Genomic DNA, 8,817 nt, shown 5'->3' on the forward strand with positions numbered 1-8,817 from the left:
CCTCACCCTACTCGATGTTTGCCATAGAAAATTAGTAATTCCTTTACGTATATTAAAAGATAAAATCAGGATGACACCCTTAAATAAGTCATTAATTTTAATAAAAGTGTTATAATTTTACTCTTAGTTTATCAATTAATGTTTACCAATTTATTGTCTTGACTAACTACAAAATACACATTCAAGTCTACTAAATGGCATCTAACTTTTTTATTTTTATCTTTTAATGTGCAATCAAATATTGTTGATAAAGTAACCTTACGACAACCGCCAAATAATCAAGTTGGATATTATGTAAAGAACTTACTTGAACGCGTATATCTTGAGTCAGGTAAAGTGGTTGAATTTATTAAAGTCCCAGGTGCTAGAGAATTACAAATGGCTGAACAAGGCTTATTAGTAGGTGCTTTAGCAAGACAAGTTGGCATAGAGAAACAAAATAAGACGTTAATTCGTATACCTTTGCCTATTTTTACATTTAAATTGATGCAAGTTTCCAATAGTAAACAATGCGCAGAGTGTAAATTAGAAAATTTAAAATTAATCAATCAGTTATGTTAGAGATGCAGTGATATCTGAAAATTACCTAAAGCAGCTATCTAGATCCGTTAAGCAATTTCCTATCAAAGATAGTTATTCACTTAATCATTTGTTACTAAAAGGAAGGGTAGATAGTGTATTTAAATGGAGGATGAGGTTAAATCTAAAAATCATTTTATTAAAAATAAGCATAGAAAAAAGTTAATTATCACTATTTATCACATAAATATAAATATAAATATTTAAAACAACCTTTATTAAAGACATTAGAAAAACTGAAAAAAGAAAGTGTGATAGAGCAATTAAAATATAAATATCAAATAAATGTAAAAAGGCAAGGTTAATAAATATGTAAAATAAGTAATAGGGTTTATTTTTTATACTGAGGTACTTGAAAATTTAAAGGATTAAATGGCTGGGATACCAGGATTTGAACCTGGGAATGCCGAGATCAAAACCCGGTGCCTTACCGCTTGGCGATATCCCAACTAATTTAATCTTAACTAAAATGGTGCGGAAAGAGAGACTTGAACTCTCACATCTTGCGATACTGGAACCTAAATCCAGCGCGTCTACCAATTCCGCCACTTCCGCATTTATAAGTAAAATATTTTAGTTCATTACACAGAAAAATAAATGGTGGCTACGACGGGATTTGAACCTGTGACCCCATCATTATGAGTGATGTGCTCTAACCAGCTGAGCTACGTAGCCATTTGCTTTATCATCTGTGCGATGCGGGGCGGATTATGCTGATGAATTCGGGAATCGTCAACCTTTTTTTGTAATTAATTAGAGTTTATTATAAATTGATTAATATTTTCTCAAATATTATGATAGACATAATAAATCGATAACCTCTTTAGGTAAATAGTGAACAATAAGGCGAATCACTCACAAGGTGTATTATTATTTAAGTTAAACTCAAAGCAATTATTTGCAATGGGTACACTTAAAGTTAAAGAGTTGGTTAGATATACATCAATGAGTAGATTGCCAAATTCTCACGAGACCATAATAGGAACTTCGACAATTAGAAATCGAACAGTGCCAATCATAGATATGGCCAAAGCTGTTGGCTACAGAGCTATTAGGACAGATGAATTAAAAGATAGTTATATCATTATTACCGATTGTCAGCGAAAAGAAGTGGGGTTTCTTGTTCGTGGCATTGATAAGATAGTTAATTGTAATTGGCGAGACATAAAACCACCTCCAAGTTCTGTGGGAAAGGATGTATTTTTAACAGGTGTCGCTAAAATTGAAAATCAAATTATTCAATTGTTAGATGTAGAATTAGTACTATCCCGTATTTATCCAGATAATACAGCCTGTGGTTTGCCTAGCCTTACTGATATTCAAAGGGAAATGGTGAAACCTTTAAATATTTTAATGGTTGATGATTCACGAGTTGCAAGAAAGCAATTATCTGACGCACTTAATGGTTTAAATATTCCCTATAAAGTGGCATGTAATGGTCATGATGCTTTAGATATTATGAAAGATCATGCACAAACTTCAGAACATGTGCATCTATTAGTCAGTGATATAGAAATGCCAGGGTTAGATGGTTATGAATTATCATTTGAGGTGAAAAACACACCTATTCTTGCCAATGCGTATATTATTTTACATACCTCTTTATCAAGTGAAATGAGCGTGAATCAGGCTCATCAAGTAGGTGCCAATGAAGCTTTAACCAAATTTGATGCCAATGAACTTATAGAAGCAATTTTACGTGGTGCAAAGCATCACTATGAAACTCAAAATAATTTAGAAATCGCTTAATGATAGTAGTATACCCAAGCTACTTCAAGATGCGTTATTGATCTTGAAAAGGGAATAACCATTCTTTGCAATCAATGTCTTACCTAAAGTGTTTCTAATTCCAACTGAATCCTGCATCTTGAAGTAGTTTGGGTATATACATAAATTTTATATTATCAATTATATACCCATGCTACATGGAAATGCATGATTTCAGTAAGTAGAGAAGGGTGCTTAATGAGAGCATATCTTAAAATCTTAAAATCTTAAAATCTTAAAATCTTAAAATCTTAAAATCTTAAAATCTTAAAATCTTAAAATCTTAAAACCGAGAACTGAAATTATTATGGCAACCTAGCTTGTAAGTTACTAAATTATAAAAATGTAAGAAATAATGCCGTTTTTTTGATTTTAAGATTTAAGGTTAATGGTATTATTTGTTTTAAAGGCTTAGAATTAAAAAAAATATTGAAATTTCATTGTGCTTTTTATGTTATTAAATCGAATCTTACTTTTTATATGCTTAGTCTCTTGTTTTATCAGTTATAGGAGTATTTCAGCTCCTGTCAGTGATGGCATGTGTATTTTATTAAAGCATCAAGTAAAACAATTTAGCCATGCAAAACAAAGTAGAAGTTATAGGAAAGCAAAAAGGGCGTACGATAAAGGTTGTTATAGACCAAAAGTTAATAAGTCATCTAAGCAGTCTGTCACTAATACAGCAAAAACTATAAAAGAGAGACCAGCTGAAATTAAACCTCTAAAAGTTCCACCTGTCGAGGCGATAACAGAGGGAGTAAGCCCAGTCGAACTTGTACCTGTTGAAGTTCATCCTATTGAACTAGAAGCTGTTCCTGCAGAGGCTAAAGTATTATCTATCCCTGACGAAGTAAAAAAAATAAATAATAAAGCAAAAATTCTCCCCCCTAATGATAAAACTAGCTTGTTATATGCTTATTTAATGCCATCTATTTTAGTTGTTGTTATTTGTCTACTAGCACTCTTTGTCATTTTTTATATCAAGCCAAGAGTAGGTAAGTTAAAAGAGAATATTAAGTCTATAAAATCAAAATTAGAAAAAAAACAAAATAAAGAAAAGTTAGTAACAAAATCTGTAGCTAAAAAACGTCCAATTGTAAAAAAACGTAAAAAAGATGAGTTAGATAAAGATATTTACAAGTCATTTAAACAGCTAAAATTACGTTTGGAAAACAATAAACTGGTAAAAGTTGAACGTATTACAGTTTCTCCATATGGTATCTTTGTTATCGAATCTCAAAAGCAATCAGGCGGTATATTTGGTGGCTTAAACTCAGTTAAATGGACGAGTAAAGTAGGGGAGAAAGTATTTGAGTTCGATAATCCAATTAAAGATGTAAAACAAAAGTCAGTTGCTTTGGCTCAATTTTTAGAATTGAAAATTGAAATTCAGTTAGTTGTGTTATTTGATGATTCAACAGAATTTAAGGCTCCTATGCCTGCAACTGTGATGAATCGAGGTAAGTTAAATACTTACATTAAAAGTTTTAAGGAACTTGTTTTAAGTGATGGAGATTTTGAAGGTTATTCAAAATTAATACATGAAAAAGTCACTTTGGATTGGAATGAAACTCAAAATCACACTGAATTAGAACCAGAATTAGTAACTCAGATTCAAAACAATATGAATCAAGCTGATCAAGAAAACGGTAAAGAGCATATAGTTCAGGAAACTGCAGCTCAAGAGTCTGTTATTAATGAGTCAACTGCATCTGAACCAAGTCACCATATTCCAACAGAAAATTTTGAAGAATTAAACAAATTTAATAGTGCAAGTGAAAAACAAATTTATTGTAATAAAACACATACTGAAGAAAAATTTACAGATTTACCCACACAAAATGAATTTTTAGCGAGTCTAGAAATGCCTGAACTTTCAAAAGAAGATAATGGACTAGCAGAAGTTAAAGGAATAAAAGTTGAAGTATCATCTGAAAGTGATTCTATATTAGTTGAAATAGAACAAGCTAAAAAAGAAATAGATTCATATATTGATGCACCAACTTCAAAAGTCGAGTCTAATATTGAAACGTTATCAGATTATATTATTGGTGAATTAGATTCTATAATACAAGAAAATAATGAGCCTCATAAAGTTGTAATTCAAAGTGCTGTTGATGACAAAAATATTAATAATGTAGTGAAGGAGGATGAAAAATCACATACAACTAATAAAGACAGCGATCTATTTTCAAACCTGTCTCTAGACCCTACTTGGGCAGCTGATTCTAAAGAAGCAGCAAAAAATCCCACTCTGAATACTTCTGACAAGTCTTTGAAAGTTGAAAATCGATCACGGGGGAGTTCATTATCTGACATGCAATTAGATTCTGATTGGAATGAACAAACTGATAAAAATGACAATGATTAATTTATGCTTTAAGTTAATATTTTCTTGTTCTAACTTTTTGGTATTGAGTTTAAAGGTTAAACTAGATTTTGTAAAACGCAAGCATGACAGGGCACCCAATGCAATAATCAAATGCCTTAATTTTGAATTAAGCTGTTTATTTATCGAAGCACACTTTTAGAAATTCAATTGCCTGCTCTTCTATTGGTGATAATACACCATCAGCTAAAGAAACGCCTTCGGCTAATTTTATAGCTTCTAATTGCAGAGGTTTATCATGAATGTTTTGAGTTCTTTGTAAAATAAAGTTGTTAACTTGATTATGCTCTATTGCATGTTTACACTTAATCGACACTTCATGTAAATATGTGTCGGTAGACATGTTAGAAGTCCAAGTAAGACTTTTTAGCCACTTTTTAGTGAATGCAAGCTCGGTATCATTAATAACACCATCAATTTCGATAAACAGTACAACTAAATCAACTAAAGCCTCTCTTTGCATTTGTTCAACACATACACCCATATCTAAGTAATTGAGTAAGTTTTCAAATTTCATTGTTATTCCTTTTATTTTTAAATCAAATAGATTTATGACAATTTATCGCAATTTGCTTAAATCTTATTAATCAATATTATATCATCTCAGTAAAAGTTAATTTGGTGTAATTTATGATACACAATATAGTCAAAGAATCGGTTTATACTAAAACAATAATTGCATCTATTTTTCAAATACACCACTAAAAGTTTCTTTATATGAAGTTGTAACTACTTACTTTCAGTAAGCAGAGCACAATGAAGTAAAAAAAATACGCTTAAAGACAAAATCATTAAAGTTGAAAAAACGTGTCTGAAAATGTAAAGCAATCAGTAAAATATTAGAAAACAAATTATAAAATTACAATATAAAGCAAATAGAAGAAATAAATGTCATTAAGAGTCTTCAAATATGTGTTATATGGTGCACTTAAAATCAAAGCGCCCTGATATCGATAATGCAGATATAAAAATAAGAGATTAACATCACACAATGGAGTAAATTTAATGCTTAAATGTATAACTGTCTTTTTGGTTCTTATACTAGCAGGATGTTCAGAAGCACCATTAAAATCACTTTCATCTGACAGTAAAATTTTAGCCTTTGGTGATAGCTTAACTTTAGGTAAAGGAGTGACTAGACAATATAATTACCCAAGTGTATTGGCAAACCTTACCGGTTTAACGGTTGTTAATGAAGGCATTTCAGGTGAAACAACTGCTAATGGATTAAAACGATTTGAAAAAAAACTCATTGAACATCAGCCTGATTTAGTGATTTTACTTGAGGGCGGGAATGATTTCTTACGCAATAAATTACATACTAAAACGCAAGAGAATTTAGCTCAAATGATTGAAATAACAAAAAATCTTAATATAGACCTTGTATTGTTAGTAGGGGAAACGGGTTTAAATTAACCGATTAGCTCATAATTAAAGCAAACAGATTTGATCATTTGACTGTTCATTTTGATTGTGGCATATAATGGTCTTTGCTGAATTATTATGAAAGAAACGACTATTAGTAAAGCTTTTGGTGAAATAACCGACCCAAGAATAAATCGACGCCTCCGACATCCTTTAGTTAATATATTGACGATCTCTATCTGTGCAATTATCTGTGGTTGTGATGATTTTCACTCAATTGAAGAGTATGGTAAATCTAAAATTAGCTGGTTTAAAAGTTTTTCCTGATTACCCATAATAAACAGCTACTCTCTTGGTGAAATTAATCTATATTAAATATAGGTGTTAATTGAGGTGATTAATCATGAGTAAAAATCAGATTCAATATCAAAAAGGTTATAGTTTACTTGAACTATTTAAAGACTATGGAACAGAAGAGCAATGTACTAAGCGTTATTTGACTGGAAATGGCCTCAGGGATTCAGTTGCCCTGAATGTGGTGCTACAAGCTACTGTACACTGAAGTCTCGAAAGATTTACCAATGTAATCGTTGCCACCATCAAACGACTGTAACGAGCGGGACAATTTTTGCTAGCACCAAACTCCTTCTAACACGTTGGTTTTTAGCTATGCACCTTATAACACAAGCTAAAACAGGTATTTCTTCTTTATCCTTAAAACGAGAGCTAGGTGTTTCATATAATACGGCTTGGAGCATGAAACAAAAAATAATGCAGGTAATGAAAGAGCGTGATGATAGCCAACCATTATCTGGTACTGTCCAAGTTGATGATGCTTATTACGGTGGAGAACATCGCGGAGGTAAACGAGGGCGAGGCTCTGAAAACAAAACGCCTTTTATTGCCGCTGTGTCGACGAATGAAGAAGGACACCCCATTAAAATGAATTTTACTGTGTTGAAAGGATTTCGTTTAACCGAGATATCAACGTGGTCAAAGAAGCATTTATCTAAAGGGAGTGTGGTTGTTTCTGACGGTTTAGCTTGTTTTAAAGCCGTAACAGAGGCTCAGTGTGAGCACTTTTCTATTGTGACAGGTGGTGGGCCAGAGAGTGTTAATAAAGCACAATTTATTTGGGTGAATACGATGATAGGCAATGTTAAAAACTCTATTGTTGGCACTTATCATGCTATTAAACATAAGCACCTACCTCGTTATTTAGCTGAATTTAGTTATCGCTTTAATCGACGATTCCAGCTAGAGGACATGTTGCCGAGGTTTGCTTATATTGCTTTGCGAACACCGCCTATGCCGAATAAATTATTAAGTATGGCTGAGCTTTATGGGTAATCAGGAAATTTTAATAGGGCATTTCAACGTTTGAATAATATAGCTGGTATAGTCGAAAATATTAAAGAATTAGATTGGGTTAAATTAAACGCATCAAAATAGCTAAGTCTGCTCGCTTTGGCCGAACAAAATATAAAATTAAGAAAAGCCCCAGGGCTGAATTGGGGCTTTGATCTGGGCATTACTTAAGTGTACCCATGCTACTTCGAACCAACAGCATCGAGGGTATATACTTTATACTCTTGATTTGTGTGTTAGTTATGTGCATTTTGTGAAGTTGAGAGGTATTTTTCGTTAATAAATTCAATAAATCGAATTAAAATAACTAATTCTGATTCACTAAAAAGCGCTTAACTGCGCTTTTTTTGTATCACTTTAGCCAGTTCTGCTAGGTTGTAATTCTGCATGCATAAAATTATATAGAAAAATAATTCACAAAATGGAAAGTATTACGTCATTCTTGTTTCAGACGTATGTACTGGGTTTTATTATGATACTTCTAACGTCGGGATACTCAACTTAGTCATATCCGATAAACCAAGTATTGACTAGAAATGAAACTATACAAGGAGTATAACGTGTATATTTTAAAGCTTAAAAATATTTTTAAATCATATTATTTATTCATTTATCAACTTTGGCATCTTGATATTGATGAGTGGGATAGTGAATCTGAGTATTACTGAATTTACATCTTTTTCCACCTAATTACGCGCCTGAAAAAAATCATAGATTATGGGTATCACTTTAGTCAGTAATGCTCGCTTTTACCGAGCAAAATATAAAATTAAGAAAAGCCCCTGTACTCCCCAGTACTGGAGCTTTGATTATGAAAACATAAAATACCCATTCTAGTTAGGAGTAACAGCATGGGTATATACTTTATACTCTTGGTTTGTGTGTTAATTATGTGTATCGTGTGAAGTTGAAGGTGTTTTTCGTAAATAAATTCAATATAAGTGCCCATTATCATAAACGATAATCTTGGTCTTTTTAGAGCCTAATATAGAGCGCACGCTTTGTCTTGCTGTAAAAATAAAGTCTGTATAATCAATTGTATACGAAAATATGCTCCGATATAATGTGCGTATATAAATTACAAAGCGTGCAAGCACACTTTATTTAGTTAAAAATTGTCCATTATATATTTGATTATTAAGCGTTAAATAGTGATTTTTAGGGTGTGGTCTAACCAGAAAATCGTGCACACTTTGCACCTCCGTTTTTGTTGTTATTTTCTTATAAGTCACTAATTTATAATAACTTATTTTTAACTTATATTAAGAGGTCTAACCTGATGAGTGTGCGCGCCTTTTATACAAATGTTAGGTGAAAAGGAGATTTAGCATCTATGGATAATCCATCAA

General features: G+C 31.9%; 6 protein-coding genes, 3 tRNA genes and 1 pseudogene. 6 read left to right on the forward strand and 4 right to left on the reverse strand.

The window, feature by feature from the left end; genetic code table 11:
* Window positions 1-228: 228 nt before the first annotated feature.
* Window positions 229-561 (forward strand): hypothetical protein, encoded by a 333-nt coding sequence (locus CJF42_RS23865; RefSeq protein ID WP_095369045.1) that lies wholly within the window; start codon window positions 229-231, stop codon window positions 559-561.
* 391 nt (window positions 562-952) lie between these two features.
* On the opposite strand, the gene CJF42_RS23870 is transcribed toward CJF42_RS23865, so the two are convergent.
* The 3 genes from CJF42_RS23870 to CJF42_RS23880 form a co-directional block, all read right to left on the reverse strand.
* Window positions 953-1,027: transfer RNA gene (locus CJF42_RS23870), tRNA-Gln, on the reverse strand.
* A gap of 22 nt (window positions 1,028-1,049) precedes the next feature.
* Window positions 1,050-1,134 (reverse strand) — tRNA-Leu (locus CJF42_RS23875).
* Window positions 1,135-1,177: 43 nt separating this feature from the next.
* Window positions 1,178-1,254 (reverse strand) — tRNA-Met (locus CJF42_RS23880).
* Between the two features lie 159 nt (window positions 1,255-1,413).
* Between CJF42_RS23880 and CJF42_RS23885 the strand changes: the two genes are divergently transcribed.
* Together CJF42_RS23885 and CJF42_RS23890 are read left to right on the forward strand one after the other, a co-directional pair.
* Window positions 1,414-2,328 carry a chemotaxis protein gene (locus tag CJF42_RS23885; RefSeq protein ID WP_095369046.1) on the forward strand — a complete coding sequence of 305 codons (915 nt, stop codon included), beginning with the start codon at window positions 1,414-1,416 and terminating at the stop codon, window positions 2,326-2,328.
* A 469-nt stretch (window positions 2,329-2,797) separates the two neighbouring features.
* Entirely contained in the window at window positions 2,798-4,717 is a 1,920-nt protein-coding gene (locus tag CJF42_RS23890) for a nuclease-related domain-containing protein (protein WP_095369047.1), read from the forward strand.
* Between the two features lie 136 nt (window positions 4,718-4,853).
* Here CJF42_RS23890 and CJF42_RS23895 read toward each other — a convergent pair whose 3' ends face one another.
* Entirely contained in the window at window positions 4,854-5,252 is a 399-nt protein-coding gene (locus tag CJF42_RS23895) for a hypothetical protein (RefSeq protein WP_095369048.1), read from the reverse strand.
* 488 nt (window positions 5,253-5,740) lie between these two features.
* On the opposite strand from CJF42_RS23895, the gene CJF42_RS23900 reads away from it, so the two are divergent.
* The 3 genes and pseudogenes from CJF42_RS23900 to CJF42_RS23910 all read left to right on the forward strand — a co-directional run bounded on the left by CJF42_RS23900 (window position 5,741) and on the right by CJF42_RS23910 (window position 7,450).
* A complete protein-coding gene (locus CJF42_RS23900) occupies window positions 5,741-6,151 on the forward strand; it encodes a GDSL-type esterase/lipase family protein (protein ID WP_095369049.1) in 411 nt (136 codons plus the stop codon).
* Window positions 6,152-6,238: 87 nt separating this feature from the next.
* Window positions 6,239-6,427, forward strand: a complete 189-nt coding sequence (locus CJF42_RS29430; protein ID WP_095369050.1) for a transposase family protein — start codon at window positions 6,239-6,241, stop codon at window positions 6,425-6,427.
* Window positions 6,428-6,503: 76 nt separating this feature from the next.
* A pseudogene (locus CJF42_RS23910) lies at window positions 6,504-7,450 on the forward strand (IS1595 family transposase).
* Window positions 7,451-8,817 lie beyond the last annotated feature (1,367 nt).

It is taken from the genome of Pseudoalteromonas sp. NBT06-2 (assembly GCF_002276045.1).
In the GTDB taxonomy this organism is placed as follows: domain Bacteria; phylum Pseudomonadota; class Gammaproteobacteria; order Enterobacterales; family Alteromonadaceae; genus Pseudoalteromonas.